Source organism: Aquimarina pacifica, assembly GCF_000520955.1.
GTDB lineage: Bacteria > Bacteroidota > Bacteroidia > Flavobacteriales > Flavobacteriaceae > Aquimarina > Aquimarina pacifica.
On sequence record NZ_JACC01000008.1, the window covers coordinates 151,342 to 172,472 of the forward strand.

Sequence of the window (21,131 nt, forward strand, 5' to 3'; positions counted from 1 at the left end):
ATGCCGAGTTAGTCTACAACGAGTTCAAAATCTGTTCTTCTATTTTTGGATTTACAATCTGCATTTTGATTTCGTTCACAGCCAGGCACAGGTTTATCTGGACCGTTACCCAAAATTATAAACCTGTTGGTAGGCATACTGTGTTGTTTTATTAGATAATCTGCAACAGATTGTGCTCGTTTTTTTGACAAGGAAATATTAGAGTTTCTTCCTCCTACGTTATCTGTATTTCCTTCGATTCTAATTCGTGCATTAGCAAATGCCTTTGCAATTGGTGTAAATTGAAGGTCAATTAATTGCTTTGAGTTCTCATCTAATTGATATTCTCCTGTTCTAAAACTAATACTTACTTTTTTTGACGACAGCGATTCTTTCTTAGCAAGACTTTCGTCAACCTTTGTAAATTGTTTTTGTTGCTCTGAATTATGACTATTACCCGACAGATTTGTTCTTGACACTAAATCTTTTGTAGATAACAACCTCCAACTTTTTGCTCCTGCAGTACTATACCCTAATGCGTTGTACTTCACTTTCATTTTATTATACAAGTCTTCTCCTGTTACTCCTGTATAACTTGGGTTTAATCCGAAGAAATCTTTATTATCTCCGTGTGTTGCTAGTCGCACATTATTAATCGCATCGTAGCAAAAGTCTTCTGGTTGTGATAATCCTTTTGCTAATATTTTGGCTGCCTTTTTCTTATTGGTGTTATTACCATTCAATTCTGATGCACCAATCATCCATCCTTCATATAAATCACTCAATTGTTCTTTATGTGTTTCGATAAATTCTTTTTTGGCGACGAAAACGTCTGCAATAATATGAGTTGCATTTTTTGTACTTTCTAGTACTCGCGCGCCAGCCACTTTACTCACACAATCAGCATCATCCGGACTCCAAACTACTGCTGCATCTACTGTATTACTTTTAAATGCATCTGCCGCATCAATAGCACTTGGCACTTCAACAATCTGAACATCTTTTGGTGTCATATCACTTGCTTCGAGTAACCAAATCAAGAAAGAATGCGATGGCGTCATGGGAGCGACAGCAACTTTCTTGCCTCGCAAATCACTTATCTTACTGATTCCTCTTCGTGCTACGATAGCATCACCACCTCTACTCCAATCTGCCTGAAAAACGACTTGAGGCTGATATTGCGATAACCCTTCTACTTCTGTTGGAAAAGCATCAATAGTTGCCCACATCAAATCTATAGATCCATTTTTAAAGGCATCTCGAGATGCATCAAAATCATCAATTACTTCAAAATTTACTTTGAACCCATAATCTTTATAAAATCTAGAAGCTGTATTCGCCTCAAATCCTTCGTTAAAATATTGACCTCCGGCATATCCTCCCCAGGTCACTACACCTACATTAATTACATCTTTGTAGCCTTCTTTGGTTTCTCCTTCGTCACTATCTGAAGAAGTTACCTTTTCTAATTTATCTTTTACTGCCGGGTTTCTAAGTTGGGTTAACAAATAATAAGCTCCACCTACCAAAAGTAGCACTATTAAAATTTTTGAAAACGGTGTTAATCTTCCTTTAGCCATAATTAATTTGATTGGTTTTATTTTTTAGTCCTCAAAATTGAATAAATCTGAGTATTGATTATTTTGTGTTTTATTTTTTATAATTGGCGCATCTAGATCAACACTATGCTGATCGTGAACTAACAGATCTTTTTGATTTCCTAATATCAGAGAAACGCCTTCTTTCTCCCATTTCTCGAGAAGTTCTAATCCTTCTTCTTCAAAAATACCATTTTGTAAATCAATAGAATCCATAAAGTTATTAGACATTTCCATAAAACGTTCCATCTCGCCAATTTTCATACTCACATCATCAGCAATTGCTTCTAGCGCACGATCAAACATTTCTTTTTTATCGTTATTACCTGCTATAATATTCATTGCTGACTTCATAGCAGAATGCCCTGCCCTAACTGCTTTTCTCTCTTGTTCTTTGACCATTACCTGATCCTCGATATCCTCAAGAAGAATCTCAGAGTTTTCATACATCTTAACTAAAACTCTGTACAGGATTTCCATTTTTTTATACAATCCATCTAATTTCAGATTCGACTCTTGCAATCTTCCTGCTTTTCGGGACTTAAGAATCATAATTCCTTTTTTGTCCCTTTCTTTGGCCGCACTTGCTAGTTTAAGATTACTATTAATACTCTTTTTGTTATCATAGATGATTTGTTGTAAGCGTTTCATTTGCCCCTTGAGAGAGGCAATTTGCTTATTCATTTTTTTCAGGTTGTCCTTAAGATCGTCTATATAACTTTTTAGAATACCTATGGGATCAATCTGAATAAAAATACCTGTTAACCATCGCATAAAAGATTTATACATATAGAAGATCAGGTTTCTCATTTTTGGATCCAACACGATATAAATCAATGCTCCTAAGACAGCTAATAAAACTCCTAAATAGAGTGTGTTTTCTACGATTGTAATTAGAAACGGGAGTACTTTATATAATCCATATAGTCCTCCTGCTCCCAAAAGTCCCATAAATAACATCCCTGTTTTACCTTCAGGTCTTTTCCAAAATGATTTTGGTTGCATAGAATTCTCCATATTACTTTAAATATTGCTTCATTTTTATAATATCTTCTTCGAACTGAGATTTCAGGTGATCATACGACATTTTGAAATCGTTTTGTGTCTTATTTATCTTACTATTACTCTCTTCTACTTTGGCTTTGAGCTCAGTAATTTGTTGTTGATGTTTGCTTATCTCTTCTGTCAACTTTTTTATCTGTTCTGATTTTTCTTTGATTATAGACTCAAACTGTGCAATTTCTCGCTCTCTACCTGAGACTTTATCATCAAACTGACTTTTAAAAGCACCCAAAAATTGTTCATTTTCTTTGTCTAAAACTCCCACATAAAAATCAACAGTTTGTAACAATTTATCAAGCGTCACCCCCATAGTAGATGCAGTTGCAAAGGCCGATCTATATTTCGTTGCTTCATCCATCGGCATTTTTTCTAACGCCTTCAATGATTTTTTATATTCTAGATAATCGAAACCTTCTAGGTTATTTTTTTCAATAGCCTGTAATAATTTCTCTACGATTTTAGTATCTATTGCACCGATAGAGGAGCTTGAAGAAGGTACGCTTTTGGGAACTGGAGGAGGAATTGTTGAAGCCGGATTATCATCTGCACTTTTTGTTTCTGCATTTTTTTTAGGTTCCGACGTTTTTTGAGTTTCTTCTTCTGTATCGTCTACTATAAATAAAGACTTTAGATTTTTTAACATGGTTAGTGAATTTAAACAAATTTAAAAAAATAAGTGTTGCAACACTGTTTTGGCAATAAAATTACTTGACTCTCATTTTATTCTTATCTATATATAGGTATCATTTATTCTAAAAATGTTACAAACTCTATACCTATACTGTCTCAATAATGAAACTTATTTTACTATTCTATTCCAAGCAATTTTTAGCACAAACAGCAATACTAAAAAGAACACTACTAAGTGCTGAATTCTTCCTACAAAGAATACTCCAAAAAACATACGTTGTAAAACATAGGTAATTACAAAAGTGACTATTATTAATACAAAAAGGCCCGAAAGTTTACCAAAACCAGGGATTTTAGACATTTCTACCGTTTTATTGACGATTACCAACGTGATAATCATTGCCAATATCGGCACAAAATATGTGATAAGATCTACCTGAAGCAAGTTCGTTCTCAAAAAAAAGAAACTATATAAAAGTAAAATCAATGCAAATAACCCAGGAATTGTGACCGCATATACAATCATACTATACAAGTAAGTAATTGGTGGCCGAAAATTAGGTGGCTTAACAAAAAGCATCCCTATTAATGAAATGAGGATAATTACTACGTAATAACTCAATACTATGTTTGAGTTACTCCCAAACCATGTTATAAAATCTTGTACTGTCATCGATCATAAAAGTACAAATTATAGTTTAATACGATACCTATAAGAAGTACAATTGCCCTAGAATAGTAATTAATTTTAATAGCATTCCCTCCTTTTCTATTAGATTTTTTTTGACAAAAACTAGAAAAGTCGCGGCACTACTACCGCAACTTTTTCCCTTACCAAATTGAGGATTCTCACAAATCAACTTAGCAATTAATGTACAAAGAGTGCCCTATTGTATTCCTTAAACACCCTTATTCATTATCTTACATCAACAAATACACCAATTTATTTACAAACCTTCATATATATGATGCACAAATAAAAAAACATAACAATTTTTGATCTACTTTTTTATTTTAGAGCGCCTAATTATTAATGAATATGAAGTAAAAGACTTGTTCATTTCTGTGTCTACTTTCTTATTCCTATTTTTCGTAATGCCGCAATGAAAAAGAATCGTGGTGTCTTACAAAAACAAAGTTACTTTGTCATTTTTAGCTTGTTTTAATTCATAATTGATGTTATTCCGATAATATTTACTATTTTCATGTCTTATATAGTAATAAAACACTTTAGAAGATATGGGGCTATTTTTCTAAACCAATATAATTATCCCTATGAATAAATTACTTTACCTCATTGTACTTTTAGTACTATTTTCTTGTCAAAAACAACAAAAATCAAAAGTTGATCAAACCACATCAATAGCTAATTCCCCGACAGCGGATCGTGCATCGACAAGAAGCTCTGATCATATTTCTGGTTTACTTACTGAGCAAGAGGTAAATGCAATCTTTACTCGAGGAGTAAAAAAACAGTTGGATATGAGATGCGCTATACATAGTGCTTATAAATACAAAGATTCTTCTAGTACTAATGACCAATATCTTGTACTAACCGAAGATCGGTTTAATTTTAAAGAAGAAAATGACACCGTCTATAATTTTATAAAAGCATTTGATCTGAGATATGAAGATCAGCAATTCAAAAAGAGATTTACTGTCGAAGATGAAATTGATAAAGAATGGGAAACCTCTATCTGGTTTTGGACAAAGTACTCAGAAATTGCTGATATTGATCATGATGGTAAAACCGACATCATATTGGTGTATGGTACTACAGGTCCAGATATGTTTACCGATGGTAAAATAAAGATTGTCATATTTAATGCAGGAAAAAAAACATCGATAAGACATCATAACAGTGAGTTAAATGATGGTCGCTATACCAAAATAAAAAAAACCTTTTATACCCGATCCATAGAAATGCAAAATGCAGTTAAAGAAAAAATGAGATTGATGGAACAGAATGGACATGCTCGTTTTCCTACAAATTGGCAAGCACAAATGGATAAAAAAGAATCACGCTTAGGGGAGTAACTATCAAAAACAAGTAAGAGGCAAGGCACATACATACACCCACCTTCTAATTCAAATTACGTTTTTCTATAAAAAAACGTTTCAATATCTCACCGCATTCCTCATCTAACACCCCACCTACAATCTCTGTTTTGGGGTGTAACTTTGTTCCCATAATACCACAGCCCCTTTTTGGGTCTACTGCGCCATATACTATTTTTTTGATCTGACTCCAATAAAGTGCTCCGGCACACATCTGGCAGGGTTCAAGCGTAACATACAAGGTACATTCGTTAAGATATTTACCTCCCAAAAAATTGGATGCTGCCGTAATCGCTTGCATCTCGGCATGTGCAGTTACATCATTCAGTAATTCGGTAAGATTATGTGCTCTAGCGATGACCCTATCGGCGACTACAATAACGGCTCCTATCGGAACTTCATTTTTTTCATACGCCATTTCTGCTTCTTGCAAAGCTTTTCTCATAAAATGAGCATCATCATAAGGATCCAACATATTCTACAAATTAGATTATACGCAAACTTAAGAAAATTGGCAGGAAACTTGATTACCAATAAAACTAACTTTTGATTTATGGAAAAATTCTACAAAATAGCAATCCCAAAACCCTGCCATGAGGATTGGAATACAATGGTGGCTTCAGAAAAAGGAAAATTTTGTAATTCTTGTACAAAAACAGTAATAGATTTCACTACAATGTCACCACCACAAATTCAACATTTCATTAAAGAAAATCAAGAAAAAAAGATATGCGGTCATTTCAAAAAAGCACAATTAGACACAATACACCTATCTATTCCCTTTACAATAATTGAACATCAACATTCCTATAGAAAATCATTTCTATTAGCATTACTAATTATCATGGGAACTACACTTGTAAATTGCACAAATCATGAAGGAAAACAACAAAAAATTGAAGCTATAAAAATTATTAAAACAACACAATCAAAAGACGATATTATAGATCAAAATAAAAGCAAAAAATGTAGTAATAGGACTTCTAGAATCACGAAAAGCAATACAACCAATAACGATTTTTTCGACCATTTGGGGTTTGTAACCTCTACTCCTGTAGATTCCATTCCCGATGAACCAGTGATTGAAGCAAATCAAGAATTAGAGGGAGAGGTTGTCATAATGGGATATCTTATCCCAGAAAGTATTGACTCTAATCAACCTATACCAGCTCACCTACTTGATATATTTCCTGCATTGACAGGTACAGTAAAAGAAAAAAGAACTTCTGAAAATTTTCAAAAACTAATGTCCCAAATCGTGAATACGAATTTCAATAAAACACTAGGAAATGATTTAGGACTAATTGGAATACAAAGAATATACGTACAATATGAAATCAATAAAAACGGAACAATCGAAAACATTAAAATCAGAGCCACGCATCCAAAGCTAGAAAAAGAAACCGAGAGAGTGCTAAAAAAAACACCCAAATTAGAACCAGCAATCTATCAAGGTAATCCCGTATCCAGTCTTTACCAACTCCCAATCGTATTTAAAATCGAAGAATAATCTTTTAAAGTCGTAATTTTGCATTTCAATATATTTTGAATGCCAGATACATTACTTTCGAACATACACTATCCATCGGATATACGCAAACTTGCGGCTAATCAGCTCCCGCAATTAGCAAAAGAATTACGTGAGTTTATCATTACTATTGTGGCTACAAAAGAGGGACATCTCGGGGCGAGTTTGGGTGTCATAGAATTAACAATTGCCTTGCACTATATTTTTGACACACCCAATGATCTATTGGTTTGGGATGTTGGTCACCAAGCCTATCCTCATAAGATACTTACAGGTCGAAAAGATATTTTTCATACCAATAGGCAATTAGGAGGAATTAGTGGTTTTCCTAAACGAAGTGAAAGTGAATATGACACCTTTGGGGTAGGTCATTCTTCGACTTCTATTTCTGCCATATTAGGTATGGCAATTGCATCGCGACTGCAAAAGGATTTCAAAAAACAACATATAGCTGTTATTGGTGATGCATCGATCGCTAGCGGAATGGCTTTTGAAGGACTTAATCACGCCGGGGTCACAAACACCAATATGCTGGTGATTCTAAATGACAATGCTATTGGGATTGATCCTAGTGTGGGTGCATTAAAGGAATATCTTACCAAAGCCAAAATTGGAGTTAAACCGAGAACCAATAATATTATAGAAGCACTTAATTTTGATTATTTTGGTCCTATTGATGGTCATGACTTACCAACATTACTTGCCACTCTAGAAAAACTAAAGAATACCGAAGGCCCTAAGCTATTACACATTATATCTACCAAAGGTAAAGGGTTAAAGCAAGCAGAAGAAAACCAAATAAAATATCATGCCCCCGGCAAATTTAATGCAGCTACCGGAGATTTAATCTCTAAAGACCTCACCCATTTGCCAGCCAAATATCAAGATGTATTTGGACATACCATTCTTGAACTAGCCAGAGGAAATGATAAAATTGTAGGGATTACCCCGGCAATGCCTACAGGAAGTTCTTTAAAGTACATGATGAATGAAATGCCCGATCGTGCTTTTGATGTGGGTATCGCAGAACAACATGCAGTTACACTGGCTGCAGGAATGGCAACACAAGGACTGATTCCTTTTTGCACCATTTATTCTACCTTTTTGCAACGTGCATACGATCAAATTATACATGATGTTGCATTACAAAATCTACCTGTAATCTTTTGCATTGATCGTGCAGGTATTGTTGGTGCAGATGGAGCTACACACCACGGGGTTTTTGACATTGCCTATCTTTCTTGCATCCCTAATATGATTATATCTGCTCCCAAAGATGCTATTGAATTAAGAAATTTACTATACACCGCTTCATTAGGAGTAAGTCATCCTATCACTATACGATATCCCCGAGGGCGAGGACATATCATTGATTGGAAAAAGCCGTTTCAAAAAATCGAAATAGGAAAAGGGCAAAAGCTACGTACAGGAGAAAACCTTGCTATTATTTCGACAGGAACTATCGCCCACGTAAGTGCATTAGCCATAGACGCATGTAATAAAAATATTAGTCACTATCACTTTGGTTTTATAAAACCATTAGACCAAACATTATTACATAACATCCTCAAAAAATATCAAAACATCATTACGATAGAAGACGGAGTTATAAAAGGTGGATTTGGCCAGTCTATTCTTTCGTTTGCCAATCATCACAACTACAAAAACAAGATTACCAATTTAGGCATTCAGGATGAATTTATTCATCATGGTACAGTAGATGAGCTACATGATATCTGCGGAATTTCTGCAGAAGAAATCAGCAGAGTAATTAACGAAAAAATATGAGTGACTTTTGCCTTTTACAGAATCACAAACTCTAGAATTTAATTCATTTTTCACCCTATCATCGAAAAAATCAACAAACTCATTACCAAATATATAACATTGTTTTTTTTATTAAAAACAAAAGAAACAAAATATATTTTAAAATTTAATACATCCCAAGGGTAACATTATTCATACTTCTTGCACTAATAAAAGAAAACAAATAACTTGCACCTCGCAAATAGTATTAATAATTAAAACTTAAATTACAATGAAAAAACTAAATCTACTTATCCTACTGGTAACAACTATTTTTGCATCTTGTTCTAAAGATGATGATGCTACGAGTTTTTCTGAAGCAAACCTTATTGGAACATGGACATGGACCGCTAGTGAAGAAGATGGGGAACAATATGAATTAGATGAATGCGATATGATGGATACCATTATTTTTTCTTCTGACAAAACAGGCTCAGAAACCTATTATTATTCTAATGGGGATACTTGTGAAGTAGACTTTTCAGGGGCTTTCGAATGGTCTCTATCTGGTGATACGCTTTCTGTAACGTATTTAGAAGATGAAGAAACATATATCCCAACGATTTTAGACTTAAACGAAACTACACTTATACTTGAATATTCAGGTTCATATGAAGAAGATGGAGAAACCATAGAATACTCATATATTGATACCTATACAAAAGCATAGATAGTAACATAACGTAGTAAAAAATGGGATAAAATATTTTATCCCATTTTTTATTTCCCTTTATAACTGCAATCCACGTATTTTCTGAAACTTCAACAGCGCATTACCGTCGGTAAGACTTGCTACATAATTACTAATGCTAATAAGTCGTGTGTATAGGTCTTCATTTTTATAATCAAAATGCTCTCCTTCTGCTCTAAGAATTAATTTATCATAATTAGAACTTTTGCTTCTATTAAAATTATCTGTAGCCACACAGTATCGATCTAATAACGTGGCCAAAATCTCATAGCCCGCTATTTCTTTTTCGGTCACCTCCTGGCTGTGATAAATTTTATCAATACTTATCTTAATAATATCATCAATTTGAGCTTCGTATTTACTTTTATCAATCAAAGCTACATCAAACGCCCCAGCCAAAATTGCTTCTTCATTATTGATAAAAACAGTAGCTGCCTCACCAATTAATGTATTTATTGCTAATGCCCTAAGATAGCTTAACCGATCGGCTGTGGTCACTAATTGATTATACTTTGCTGTATTAATAGTGTCTTTTACCAATTTGATCAGGTACTCGAGCGCATATTCTTCATCAATAAGGCCTAGATTAATCCCATCTTCAAAATCTATAATTGTATAGCAGATATCATCTGCCGCTTCTACCAAAAAGGTTAAGGGGTGCCGACTATAAGTAACCCCTCCCTCTACTGCATGACTTAGTAAACCTACTTCTTCTGCAACTTCATCAAAAAATGGTTTATCATTCTGAAAATATCCAAACTTCTTATGTGCAATATGAGGTGTTGGTTTTTTTGGTAAAGATTCTTTAGGGTATTTCATAAAAGCACCAAGTGTTGCATAGGATAGTCTCAATCCTCCTTGTATCCCTTCGCGAGACTCTGTAAGAATTTTGAACCCGTTTGCATTGCCCTCAAAATCGATAAGATCCTGATACTGTTTTGCGGTTAATACCTCTTTATATCGCTTACCACTTCCTGTTTTGAAGTATTCACCTATAGCTTTTTCGCCTGAATGCCCGAAAGGAGGATTCCCTATATCATGAGCTAATGCTGCTGCTGCTACAATGGCACCAAAATCATTAAATTGATACCCGTGCTCTGTAGTAAGATGAGGATGTTTTTCTAAAATTTGTTTCCCTACAACTCTTCCTAAAGAACGCCCTACTACAGAGACTTCTAGACTGTGCGTAAGCCTGGTATGCACAAAACTGGTTTTAGACAAAGGTATTACCTGTGTTTTATCCTGTAGACTCCTAAAGGCCGATGAGAAAATAATACGATCATAATCGACCTCGAAACCCAATCGAGTTTCGTCTTGGTGTTTGCGTAATCTTTTATTTGTATCCCCTTGTCTTTTTAGAGACAGAAGTTGTTCCCAATTCATCATAATTTTATTGCATTTGCGAAAGGGATAGTAACGGCATCCTTATTATTGGTTTTTACAAAAACCAATAATAAGATACAGTGAATAGCCCGACCTCGATACGAGGATTCGCCCAAAAATAACAAAAAAGGGAAGTATCTATACAGAAAACTTCCCTTTTACCCAATATACATACAGGTCTATGACCCACACATTAAACAATCGTCTCCTTCGGCTTCTTTTGATTGTGCAATAATTGCACGTAGTTCTTCTGGAGAAAGTGCTGTTCCTTCTGTGGCTGCAGCGACTGGCACTTCTTTTGATTCTGATTTTGTTGCTGCTTGCGCTTCCATTACTTGAGCGGCTGCAACTGCTACCTTTTCTGGTTTTACTTCTTCTTTCTTTTCACTTTTAAGTGTAAACTTAATAGCATCGATTGCAGATTTTGTTCTCAGGTAATACATTCCTGTTTTTAATCCGCTTTTCCATGCGTAGAAGTGCATTGAAGTTAGCTTTGCCATTGTAGCTCCTTCCATAAATAAGTTTAGAGACTGAGACTGATCTATAAAATATCCTCTATGACGAGACATATCAATTATATCTTTCATACTCATTTCCCAAACAGTTCTATACAATTCTTTTAAGTCCTGTGGGATGATATCAATATTCTGTATTGATCCATTTGCTCTCATAATAGCATCCTTAAGATCATCATTCCACAATCCTAATTTCACCAAATCTTCTAATAGATGCTTATTAACAACTATAAATTCTCCTGACAATACACGTCTGGTATAGATATTACTTGTATATGGCTCAAATGCTTCGTTGTTTCCTAAAATCTGTGAGGTAGATGCGGTTGGCATTGGCGCTACTAGTAAAGAGTTACGCACTCCGTTTTTAAGCACTTGCTTACGTAGTTTTGCCCAATCCCATCGGCCACTTAATTCTTCGTCTTTTATACCCCATAAATTGTATTGAAACTCTCCTTTTGATATCGGAGACCCTTCATATGTTTGGTAAGGGCCATCGGCTTTTGCCTCTTCCATTGATGCGGTTACCGCTGCAAAATAAAGTGTTTCAAAAATCTCTTGATTCAATTTTTTTGCTTCATCACTGGTAAATGGCATACGCAACTGAATAAATGTATCAGCAAGCCCTTGCACTCCTAATCCTACCGGACGATGACGCATATTCGAATTTTCTGCTTCTTTTACCGGATAATAATTACGATCGATTACTCTATTAAGATTTTTAGTTACACGTTTTGTGATTCTAAAAAGTTCTTTATGATCAAATGCTCCGTTTTTTACAAACATTGGTAATGCGATAGAAGCTAAATTACAAACAGCTACCTCATCTGGGCTTGTATACTCAAGAATCTCTGTACATAAGTTTGATGAGCGTATCGTTCCTAAATTCTGTTGATTTGATTTGCGATTTGCAGCATCTTTATACAACATATATGGCGTACCTGTTTCGATTTGGGATTCTAATATTTTTTCCCAAAGCTCTCTTGCTCGAATAGTTCTGCGTCCTTTTCCTTCTGCTTCGAAACGTAGATATGCTTCTTCGAACTCATCGCTATGTATATCAAATAATCCCGGGCATTCATTAGGACACATTAATGTCCATTCTGCATCATTTTGCACTCGCTCCATAAATAAATCAGGAATCCACATCGCATAGAACAAATCACGTGCACGCATTTCTTCTTTACCATGATTTTTCTTAAGATCTAAGAAATCAAAAATATCGGCATGCCATGGCTCTACATAAATTGCAAAGGACCCTTTACGTTTTCCTCCTCCTTGATCTACATAGCGCGCTGTATCATTAAATACTTTAAGCATCGGGACAATCCCGTTAGAAGTACCATTGGTTCCTGCAATATAAGATCCTGTAGCTCTAACATTATGAATAGACAATCCTATACCTCCTGCAGATTGCGAGATTTTGGCTGTTTGTTTAAGCGTATCATATATCCCATCAATACTATCATCTTTTGTTGCTAATAAGAAACATGATGACATTTGTGGTTTTGGTGTTCCTGAATTAAATAATGTAGGTGTTGCGTGCGTAAAGTATTTTTTTGACATAAGTTCATATGTCTCTATGGCTGCATCAAGATCATTAGGATGAATCCCTATAGAAACTCTCATCAACATATGTTGCGGACGTTCTGCTATTTTACCATTAATCTTAAGCAAATACGAACGTTCTAATGTCTTAAAACCAAAATAATCATACCCAAAATCCCTATTATATATAATGGTAGAATCTAATTTTTCCTTATTACTCTCAATGACACTGTATACCTCATCAGAAATTAAAGGCGCTTTTTTACCTGTTCTAGGGTTTACATACTCATACAGGTCTGTAATTACTTCAGAGAAGGTTTTTTTTGTGTTTTTATGTAAATTAGACACAGAGATACGGGCCGCAAGTTTTGCATAATCAGGATGTGTAATTGTCATAGTCGCAGCTATTTCTGCTGCTAGATTATCTAACTCACTTGTCGTTACCCCATCATATAATCCTTCTATGACTCTCATAGCAACCTTAACAGGATCAACAAGTGTATTAAGACTATAGCACAATTTTCTTACCCTTGCGGTAATTTTATCAAACATTATTGGTTCTTTACGCCCATCTCTTTTTACTACATACATATGATTTTTTTGTTTTTAATTTTTCTTCTATCGAAGAAAGTGATGTTAATTTGTGCTATTCCAATCTATACACTAACAGGATAATGCCCTGTCAGGTCATGATAAACCAGAGGCTATAAAACAACCTCTAATCTAATACGCCAGCGTACTTATAAAATTTATATTATACTACTATATCCCTTTTTTGTCTATACAACTTACAAAAGTTGTATCAAACTGAGCTAATCTTACTAAACAGAAGAAATGTTTTTGATCAGCTCAGAATGAATATATCGATATCTTAAAAAACGTTATTATTCTAAGTTTTCTAAATAACTATTTCGAATTTTGTGATACATGTTTGATGCACTCTTATCTAAAAATCTGCATCAAAACTTATCTTATTATCATCGGTATCCTTGTTAAGAACCCCTGCTTTTTGATATTCTGAAACGCGTTTCTCAAAGAAGTTTGTTTTTCCTTGCAATGAGATCATATCCATAAAATCAAATGGATTTGCGGTTCCGTATTCTTTTTCGCATTCTAACTCTAACAACAATCTATCTGTAACAAACTCGAGATATTGTGTCATTAAATTCGAGTTCATCCCTATCAAGCTTACAGGAAGAGATTCGGTAATAAATTCTCTTTCGATATTTAGTGCATCCACAATAATACTACGTATTCTTTCTTTAGGAACTTTATTTATTAAGTGCTTGTTGTGCAGGTGAACTGCAAAATCGCAATGCACACCTTCATCTCTAGATATCAACTCATTAGAAAACGTAAGTCCCGGCATTAGCCCTCTTTTCTTTAACCAAAATATAGAACAAAAAGCACCAGAAAAAAAGATTCCTTCTACAGCAGCAAAAGCTATCAATCGCTCTGCAAATGAATCTGACTCAATCCATTGTAATGCCCAATCTGCTTTTTTCTTGATTGCAGGAAAGTTTTCGATTGCATTAAATAGAATATCTTTTTCTTTGTCATCTTTTACATACGTATCTATAAGTAAAGAATAGGTTTCTGAATGTATATTTTCCATCATAATCTGGAAACCATAGAAAAACTTTGCCTCACTATATTGTACTTCATTTACGAAGTTTTCGGCAAGATTTTCATTAACAATCCCGTCAGAAGCAGCAAAAAATGCTAATATATGTTTGATAAAATATTTTTCATCATTGGTCAGCTTGGTAGACCAATCTGTAATATCTTGATGTAAATCAATTTCTTCGGCAGTCCAAAAACTCGCTTCTGATTTCTTATACCATTCCCAAATATCATGGTGTTGAATAGGAAAAATCACAAATCGATCTTTATTTTCTTGCAAAATAGGTTCTACCGCGCTCATTATTTTTTTTTTAGCTGTTGTCTGAGAAATTTATATTTCCAAAAGGGTCATACAAAGATCACCAAATACGTCAAAAGTTCTACCAAAAGTTAACAAACGTTTTCAACAAAGTTTTCAACACAAAGGAATTTTACATCAAAAAACACCTTAACAAAAAACTAAGTTAAAAAACTAATAATCAAATAATTAACTCTTTTTCCAAAAAACACAAATACGGGAAGCCATAATTTCTAAAGGTGCTTATTTCCACTTGTTAACCGCTTTTTATCATCAAAAAAACGAAAAACCAGAAACAGTTCATTTTACGGCAAAACCGTAATCAAAAAAACAACTTTTCCACAAGTAAAAAATTAAAAAAATATCCTAAGAAGATCAAAAATGAAGATTATTTTTTGATTTTTTGAGCAATCTTCTCTAATTCTGAATACCAATCCTCGCCAAATTTTCTAACAAGTGCTTCTTTGACGAATTTGTAAACTGGCACTTGCAATTCTTTGCCTAATGCACAGGCATCATCACAAATTTCCCATTGATGATAGTTAACCGCAGCAAACTCTGTGTATTCTTGCACACGAACAGGATACAAGTGGCACGAAACTGGTTTTTTCCAATCTATCTCCCCTTGATTATATGCTTCTTCAATAGCGCACATGGCCGTGTTTTTATCATCAAAAATCACATATGCGCAATCTGCTCCATTAATAAGTGGTGTCTCTAGCTCTCCGTCAGAGGTCTTAACAAATACACCCTGGTTCTCGATTGCATCAATTCCTTCTTTTCGTAAATATGATTTAACAATCGGATATATCTCTTTAAGAATATGGCTTTCGGATTCTTCTAAAGGCGCTCCGGCCTCACCGTCGATACAACACGCTCCTTTACAAGCAGAAAGATTACATAAAAAATCTTTCTCTATAATATCTTCTGAAACTATGGTCTTTCCTAACTGAAACATGTGACAAATATACTTGTTATACTATAATTTTTTTACAATTTACACAGCTTTTTACAGTACCACATTAATCAATTATTTAGCTTAGTTTATACCTCTAATTGACTTTTATGATCCTTTATCGAATCATAGCTTATTATAGCACTTTACCATTTTTGGTTCAACAACATAATTATGAAATTCTAAAAAGTATTCTCACAACTAGAAGGGTCTCATTTTTTACACAAAAAAAGGGAGACTCTACCTAAAAATTGAGCTTACAAATAAAAGTTAAAATTAGTTCATACTTTTATTACATAAAGTATATTTAAATTTGCATAAATTTTTGAAACCATCGATGCATGAACTTTGATATAAAAGAAATACTAACAGCAAGTATGATTTTATTTGCTGTGATTGACATTATAGGAAGTATTCCTATAATTATCGATCTACGAAAAAAAGTAGGACACATTCAGAGCGAAAAAGCGTCTATAGTAGCTGGGCTACTAATGATCGTGTTTCTATTTATCGGGAAAGAAATATTAAACCTTATTGGCATCGACGTTAATTCTTTTGCTGTAGCTGGATCTTTTATTTTATTTTTTATTGCTTTAGAAATGATTCTAGGCATTCAATTATATAAGGATGATGCACCAGAAACCGCTGCGGTGGTCCCATTAGCATTCCCTCTAATTGCAGGAGCAGGTACAATGACCTCTATTCTTTCTTTGAGATCAGAATATCACACTATCAACATTATTATTGCTATCATTATCAATATTATATTTGTATACGTTGTCCTTAAGTCTTCTGGAAAAATAGAAAAGGTCTTAGGAAAACAAGGAATTAATGTTGTCAGAAAAATTTTCGGTGTCATATTACTAGCTATTGCTGTCAAATTATTTGCCACCAATATAAAAGGACTTTTTTAAAAAAAATAACACCACACCATAATGAAATACTTCATATTTACGATCATTGCAATTGCATCAGCTTTACTAATCTACAACCTCACACATATAGAATTCGATAACCTAAAAACTGACACTAGCAAGACCGCACTTATCACAGTTTTTTCGTCTGCATGTACTATCATCCTCATGCTTATATTACTAATTTCTCAAAGCATCCAGAAAAAGAGAAAAAAATAAAGGAAGTTCTCCTATTAATTATATGAAAGTGGTTTAGGCACGTTTTTAAAATTCGCCATAAAACATCCTTTTGTATCATTTTTTTTCAGAAAGAAAAATCCCAATTGAAGATAAAAAAACAAGCAATGACTACTGGTGGTATAGATATCACCATTAATATCATAAAAAAATTATGTAATTTCCTAAACAAAAGTGCTCGCCTTAAAGACTTTTTGAGCTCTATATCTTCTGAGTCATTTATGTGTTCTCTAATTACATCTCCCGAAACATATGATGTATCTACAAGTATGTCATGATCTAAAAAAATAGACGCACTATTATCTAACAGCCTAAAAGCAACTGCAATAATAAAGAAAAAAAGCGGTGAGCAAATAGCTATTGCTACTAAGTATTCTTGAATTTCTGACATTACAAAGGCATAAAATTACTCTTCTTTTGATAGCGCTATTACTTTCTTAATCATTACATCATCTCTATTGATTATTTTTTCAAAAGTGCTAACACCAAATAATTGCTGCGCCATAGTGGCTTTTAAATATTTTTTTAACTGTTCTTTATAGTTATCTAATTTGATCTCTACTCCTCTACTCATAGCATACTCCATAAAATTTTCTGCAAAGGCATCATCTATATTTACTTCTTCTTCAAAACTATCTTCTGACAGCTCATTATAATAAGATCTATTTTTATCTAATTCTTCAAATACATATGCTCCCATACGTCCAGACCTCAACATATAATCTAAGGTCTCACCCACTCGCGTTGTATCCTTACTCACAAATATATCCGGAATTATACCGCCGCCGCCATACACTATTTTTCCTTTGGGTGTTTTAAATTTTAAAGAATCTGCCACCTGAATACTATCTGCATTTTGCAATTCTCCATTCTTGTAACGTTCTAGATATTCATTAAAATATGCTTTATTTCCATTTTCGTAAGGTTTTTGTATTGAACGCCCTGTTGGCGTATAATACCTAGAGATAGTTAATCGTATAGCACTTCCGTCACCCAAAGCCATCTCCCTCTGCACCAAACCTTTACCATATGAACGTCTCCCAATAATAGTGCCACGATCATTGTCCTGAATTGCTCCTGCAAAAATTTCGCTGGCAGAAGCAGAGTTCTCATTAATCAAAACATATACATCTCCTTGCTCAAAACTTCCTCGGTTACTTGCATAATTATTCTCTATCGCTCCTTTTTTATTCTTAGTAAACATGATTAAGATATCATCTTTTAAAAACTCATCCGCCATTTTGAGTGCAGGAGCAATAAATCCACCTCCGTTATCCCTAAGATCTATTACCATGTTCTTTGCTCCTTTGTCTATTAACAGATCTAATGCATTTTCAAACTCTTTATAAGTAGTCTCGGCAAAACGATTGACCTTAACATAACCTAGCTCCTCATCAAGCATATACGCTGCATCTACACTCTGTAAAGGAACTCGTCCTCTTTTTACAAACACATCGAATACACCTTTTCCTTTTCTATAGACCTTTAGAAGCACTTTACTATTTAATTCTCCTTTAAGCTTATTTGCCAAACCTTCTGGTATCAATCGCTCCCCAAACAAGGTATCATTATCAGCCATTAATATTCTATCTCCAGCTTTGATTCCTGACTCTTCACTAGGTCCTCCTTTGATTGTATTAATCACAGATATTGTATCTCTATACGGATAATAACTTACCCCAATACCTATAAAATCTCCCTGCATACTTTCGGTAATCCCTTCTAACTCTTCTTGAGGGATATACACAGAATGTGGATCTAGGTTTTCTAATATTCGGTTAACGGTAACCTCTACAATACTATCGGTATTAATTTCATCAACGTACTCATAATCTATATAATCAATAAGTCTATTTAGCTTTTCTTTTTTTGCATTATATGAGAATAATTTTGCCGAGGGGTTACTAAAATCTAGTTTACTACCCAAAAACACACCTAGTCCAACCGCTAAGCCTAAAAACAAAGGCAAATATTTTTTTGAATATCCTTTCATTCTTCTAAATCCGTAATCCTTTCTATTTCTACTCCTGCTTTTCTTAGAAACTCTAATCCTGAATTGTCTTTATATTCGAATTGATATACAATTCTTTTGATTCCTGCCTGATGAATTAATTTACTACACTCTTTACAAGGAGACAGTGTTATATACAAGGTGGCTCCTTTACAAGACTGTGTAGAAGATGCTACTTTGGAAATTGCATTCGCTTCTGCATGTAAAACATACCATTTTGTATACCCTTCTTCATCCTCACAAGGGTTTTCAAAACCTGTGGGTGTACCATTAAATCCATCAGATATAATCATCCTATCTTTAACAATAACCGCTCCAACTTTTTTTCGGTCACAATGAGACAATTTGCCCCACTCTTTTGCTATCCTAAGATACGCTTTATCATATTTACGTTGCTTCTTTTTGGGCATATTATTAAATAACTGCAATTAATTGACGATCTAAGTACGAAGATATTATTACGATGTGGCAAATACAACCTTAAGCACCACTTATTCACCAAATTTTATTAGTAATTAGCATAGGAATGACCATTCCGATAATAATAGAAGAAATAACAAGTATCCAATCCCTTTTCGGAAATCTAAAAAATAACTGGACCAAAGAACTTATTAAAAGAACCAATCCTACAACAACAATTTGAGCAAACTCTATCCCCAGAGCAAATTCTAATAAAGGCAAAACCTTTGAGCCCGCATTACCATGAATAAGTCTAAAATAACTAAAGAACCCTAAACCATGGATACAGCCGAAAAAAATAGTTACTCCATACAAAAAACCAACTTTCCCTTTATTAACCGAATTCTTTGCTGTAAGTATAGAAAATACGGCTGTTAACAATATCGTTAACGGAATCAAAAATTCTATGATCGCTGAATTTACAGAAAGCACCTTATATGCTGCCAAAAACAATGACAGTGTGTGCCCAAGAGTAAACAATGTAACGAGTACCAAGATACGTTTCCAATGATCCAAAGTATAACCTACAGTAAGGACGATTAAAAATAAAACATGATCATAGGCCTGCCAATCAAGGACATGTTTAAAGCCGAGTTGTAAATAAAGCCAAAATTCTGACATACTTTTCCTTGTTACGGTATTGGACTAATGTACAATTAAATATAGAAACTAAGAAATACGCATAATTGGTAGGTATTTTACTTACAATTTTTAGGGGTATTTTCCTTATGCTCAGAAAAAATAAAATACTTACATTTACTAAGTTGTTCAGTATAATCTAACTCAACAACGACTACCATAAAAATTCTACTTATGAAATCCACAAATATAAATACCATCTTACAAATTGTGGGGCTGGTGTTTTTGATCATAATTGGTTACATGACTTTTAGCTCTGGATCCAAATGGGAGAGTATTCAAAAGGATTTGGATAACGTTCGTAATGAACTAAAAACTTCTCGAGACACGTTAAAAATAACGCAAACTCGACTAAAAAGCTCTCTAGAAGAAATCGAAAAGATGAATCTTCAGAAAGATATTTTCAAAAGAGAACGCGACTCTATCATTTTAGATTTTAAAAAGGAAACTGCAGCTGACTGGGATGCACTTGTTGCTATAAAAGATAGCATCAAAGAAAATCAAGAAAAATTAATTGCAGAAAGAGTATTGCTAGACAGTCTTTTTAATATTAAAAAATGAACTCTCATAAATCCTGATACTCGATAATATCTAGAAGGCTTACATAAAAAAACACTTGTAATTTTAAAACCATGAAAACAGCATTATTTTCTCTTATCACCATATTTCTTGTTTCTTTCTCTTTTGGGCAAGAGTTGAATTCATCAAAAATTATTGAAATCCCTGCTTCTTATGCTGATAGAATCGGCACCCCCGAAATGGTTAGAAAAGATAGCTTATACATATTTAGAACAGGCGACATTTTTTTGGTCAATAAAATGTCTCTTTCGGCAATGAAAAAAATATATGAAGAATTTTCTAACCAAAATGATATGACCAAGACTTTGGTAGACAACTATACAAATACCCTCAAACGCAATATTGAATTAGAGAATAAATTGAAAATAAACTTTGCAAAAAACGACAGTTTGGATCAAAAAATATATGAAAGAACACAAGCAACTCTAATCAATACGCAAAGGGCGTTAGACTACACTATCAATAGCTTAGAAAAAGCAACAAATAGCCTGGATCTTGTAGAGAAAAATGTAAAAAGGCAACGCAGAAAAAGTATTTTCGAAAAAGCGCTAATCGCCATAGGTGGTGTTGGTGTTGGTGTTTTGGTCGGTGTATCACTTTAAACTAACAAAACACATAGAA

Annotated in this window: 20 protein-coding genes; 7 read left to right on the forward strand and 13 right to left on the reverse strand. The window is 33.9% G+C overall.

Going from position 1 to position 21,131, the window contains the following annotated elements:
- Positions 1-8: 8 nt before the first annotated feature.
- The 4 genes from DZ60_RS0106135 to DZ60_RS22605 form a co-directional block, all read right to left on the reverse strand.
- On the reverse strand, positions 9-1,559 hold the full coding sequence (locus DZ60_RS0106135; RefSeq protein ID WP_025741212.1) for a phosphate ABC transporter substrate-binding/OmpA family protein: 1,551 nt from the start codon (positions 1,557-1,559) through the stop codon (positions 9-11).
- Positions 1,560-1,583: 24 nt separating this feature from the next.
- Positions 1,584-2,594, reverse strand: coding sequence for a PspA/IM30 family protein (locus tag DZ60_RS0106140; RefSeq protein WP_025741213.1), 1,011 nt, complete (start codon positions 2,592-2,594; stop codon positions 1,584-1,586).
- Position 2,595: 1 nt separating this feature from the next.
- On the reverse strand, positions 2,596-3,282 hold the full coding sequence (locus DZ60_RS0106145; RefSeq protein ID WP_025741214.1) for a hypothetical protein: 687 nt from the start codon (positions 3,280-3,282) through the stop codon (positions 2,596-2,598).
- Positions 3,283-3,438: 156 nt separating this feature from the next.
- Positions 3,439-3,942: a hypothetical protein gene (locus DZ60_RS22605; protein ID WP_034228846.1), complete on the reverse strand. Its 504-nt coding sequence runs from the start codon at positions 3,940-3,942 to the stop codon at positions 3,439-3,441.
- A 602-nt stretch (positions 3,943-4,544) separates the two neighbouring features.
- Here DZ60_RS22605 and DZ60_RS22610 point away from each other — a divergent pair.
- The gene (locus tag DZ60_RS22610) at positions 4,545-5,306 is read left to right on the forward strand and encodes a M949_RS01915 family surface polysaccharide biosynthesis protein (RefSeq protein WP_025741216.1); all 762 of its coding nucleotides are present in this window, start codon (positions 4,545-4,547) and stop codon (positions 5,304-5,306) included.
- Between the two features lie 46 nt (positions 5,307-5,352).
- Here the strand turns inward: DZ60_RS22610 and DZ60_RS0106160 are convergent, their stop codons facing one another.
- Positions 5,353-5,802 (reverse strand): nucleoside deaminase, encoded by a 450-nt coding sequence (locus DZ60_RS0106160; RefSeq protein WP_025741217.1) that lies wholly within the window; start codon positions 5,800-5,802, stop codon positions 5,353-5,355.
- Positions 5,803-5,880: 78 nt separating this feature from the next.
- Between DZ60_RS0106160 and DZ60_RS25460 the strand changes: the two genes are divergently transcribed.
- From DZ60_RS25460 to DZ60_RS0106175, 3 genes are all read left to right on the forward strand, one after another.
- Complete coding sequence (locus DZ60_RS25460) at positions 5,881-6,837, forward strand: energy transducer TonB (protein WP_025741218.1); 957 nt, start codon at positions 5,881-5,883, stop codon at positions 6,835-6,837.
- A gap of 39 nt (positions 6,838-6,876) precedes the next feature.
- Complete coding sequence (locus tag DZ60_RS0106170; protein ID WP_025741219.1) at positions 6,877-8,643, forward strand: 1-deoxy-D-xylulose-5-phosphate synthase; 1,767 nt, start codon at positions 6,877-6,879, stop codon at positions 8,641-8,643.
- A 250-nt stretch (positions 8,644-8,893) separates the two neighbouring features.
- Positions 8,894-9,331, forward strand: a complete 438-nt coding sequence (locus tag DZ60_RS0106175; protein WP_025741220.1) for a lipocalin-like domain-containing protein — start codon at positions 8,894-8,896, stop codon at positions 9,329-9,331.
- Between the two features lie 60 nt (positions 9,332-9,391).
- Here the strand turns inward: DZ60_RS0106175 and dgt are convergent, their stop codons facing one another.
- From dgt to DZ60_RS0106195, 4 genes are all read right to left on the reverse strand, one after another.
- Entirely contained in the window at positions 9,392-10,735 is a 1,344-nt protein-coding gene (gene dgt / locus DZ60_RS0106180; RefSeq protein ID WP_025741221.1) for a dGTP triphosphohydrolase, read from the reverse strand.
- Between the two features lie 179 nt (positions 10,736-10,914).
- Positions 10,915-13,386: a ribonucleoside-diphosphate reductase subunit alpha gene (locus DZ60_RS0106185; protein ID WP_025741222.1), complete on the reverse strand. Its 2,472-nt coding sequence runs from the start codon at positions 13,384-13,386 to the stop codon at positions 10,915-10,917.
- Positions 13,387-13,741: 355 nt separating this feature from the next.
- A complete protein-coding gene (locus tag DZ60_RS0106190; protein WP_025741223.1) occupies positions 13,742-14,719 on the reverse strand; it encodes a ribonucleotide-diphosphate reductase subunit beta in 978 nt (325 codons plus the stop codon).
- A 385-nt stretch (positions 14,720-15,104) separates the two neighbouring features.
- Positions 15,105-15,674, reverse strand: a complete 570-nt coding sequence (locus DZ60_RS0106195) for a DUF3109 family protein (RefSeq protein WP_025741224.1) — start codon at positions 15,672-15,674, stop codon at positions 15,105-15,107.
- Positions 15,675-16,012: 338 nt separating this feature from the next.
- Here DZ60_RS0106195 and DZ60_RS0106200 point away from each other — a divergent pair, with 338 nt between their 5' ends.
- Positions 16,013-16,585 carry a MarC family protein gene (locus DZ60_RS0106200; RefSeq protein ID WP_025741225.1) on the forward strand — a complete coding sequence of 191 codons (573 nt, stop codon included), beginning with the start codon at positions 16,013-16,015 and terminating at the stop codon, positions 16,583-16,585.
- 304 nt (positions 16,586-16,889) lie between these two features.
- Here DZ60_RS0106200 and DZ60_RS0106205 read toward each other — a convergent pair whose 3' ends face one another.
- From DZ60_RS0106205 to DZ60_RS0106220, 4 genes are all read right to left on the reverse strand, one after another.
- Positions 16,890-17,213: a hypothetical protein gene (locus DZ60_RS0106205; protein WP_025741226.1), complete on the reverse strand. Its 324-nt coding sequence runs from the start codon at positions 17,211-17,213 to the stop codon at positions 16,890-16,892.
- A gap of 15 nt (positions 17,214-17,228) precedes the next feature.
- A complete protein-coding gene (locus DZ60_RS0106210) occupies positions 17,229-18,815 on the reverse strand; it encodes a S41 family peptidase (RefSeq protein WP_025741227.1) in 1,587 nt (528 codons plus the stop codon).
- Positions 18,812-19,243, reverse strand: coding sequence for a deoxycytidylate deaminase (locus DZ60_RS0106215; RefSeq protein WP_025741228.1), 432 nt, complete (start codon positions 19,241-19,243; stop codon positions 18,812-18,814). Before DZ60_RS0106215 ends, DZ60_RS0106210 begins: the two co-directional genes overlap by 4 nt.
- Before the next feature lie 85 nt (positions 19,244-19,328).
- Positions 19,329-19,913 (reverse strand): HupE/UreJ family protein, encoded by a 585-nt coding sequence (locus DZ60_RS0106220; protein ID WP_025741229.1) that lies wholly within the window; start codon positions 19,911-19,913, stop codon positions 19,329-19,331.
- A gap of 192 nt (positions 19,914-20,105) precedes the next feature.
- Between DZ60_RS0106220 and DZ60_RS0106225 the strand changes: the two genes are divergently transcribed.
- The gene (locus tag DZ60_RS0106225) at positions 20,106-20,492 is read left to right on the forward strand and encodes a hypothetical protein (protein ID WP_025741230.1); all 387 of its coding nucleotides are present in this window, start codon (positions 20,106-20,108) and stop codon (positions 20,490-20,492) included.
- 71 nt (positions 20,493-20,563) lie between these two features.
- Positions 20,564-21,112, forward strand: coding sequence for a hypothetical protein (locus DZ60_RS0106230; RefSeq protein ID WP_025741231.1), 549 nt, complete (start codon positions 20,564-20,566; stop codon positions 21,110-21,112).
- The last annotated feature ends 19 nt before the right edge of the window (positions 21,113-21,131 follow it).